2 protein-coding genes are annotated in these 854 nt (G+C 68.5%); both read right to left on the minus strand.

Annotation, left to right across the window (positions count from 1 at the left end; translation table 11 throughout):
- The coding region (locus AC1DES_RS19130) for a fumarylacetoacetate hydrolase family protein (protein WP_476897274.1) at positions 1–354 on the minus strand (354 nt) is incomplete at its 3' end.
- The coding region (locus AC1DES_RS19135) for a cupin domain-containing protein (protein WP_476897275.1) at positions 351–854 on the minus strand (504 nt) is incomplete at its 5' end. The genes AC1DES_RS19135 and AC1DES_RS19130, both read right to left, overlap by 4 nt.

Genomic DNA, 854 nt, shown 5'->3' on the forward strand with positions numbered 1-854 from the left:
GGATTCCTGCGGGAGGGCCAGGTCATCGTTGGGGCCGATGAGGGATTCGGAGTACTTCGCGAACAGGGTGGGGAACTCGGGGACGTCCCGGCCCATTTCCTTGATGTGGTTGCGGTAGTTGTGGCCCACGCAGATGATCTTGCCGGGGGCGGGGACGACGGCGTCCAGGTCAGCGCCCTCGAGCGGGTGCGTGGCGCCGGCGGCAGCCTTAGCGGTCGCTTCCCAGCCGTCGGAGCGGAGGAGTTCCCCGACGTCGGCGAAGCCGCCGATCTCGGTCAGGGTGGTCCCGTCCTGGCGGACCGCCACGGTAGCTTTGCCGGAGGCGGAATTGAGCCGGAGGGTGAGGAGTCTCATTTGGTGTTGCGTCCTTCGGTGTAGGTGCGGTTGAAGTTCAGCCGTTCGAAAATGGGGGCGTCGCTGAAACGGAACAGGTCAAACTCCGTTTCAGAGCCAGCCTGGGCCTGCAGGGACCACTGGGTCCAGGACGGGACGACGAACAGGTCGCCCTTGGCCAGAGTCCTGGTCTCGCCGTTCAGGACCACCGTGCCGGAGCCTTCGAAGACCTGCCAGACGCTGGAGCCGACCTCGCGGAGGGCTTCGGTGGACGCGCCGGGGCGGAGGCGGTGGAATTCGGCGCGGATGGTCGGCATCACGTCCCCGCCGGTGGTGGGGTTGGTGTAGCGGACGGCGGCGTGGCCCTGGGACACGGTGGCCGGGTGGCCCTCGTCCTCGAGGAGGAGCTGCTCGGTCAGGGCCCGGTCCGTGTATTCCCAGCGGTAGGCGGCGATGGGGGAGCTCGTGGTGTCATCCAGGCCCGAGAGGGGGCGCAGGCCCGGGTGGGCCCAGAGCCGTTC

Source organism: Arthrobacter sp. 05T442, assembly GCF_056395945.1.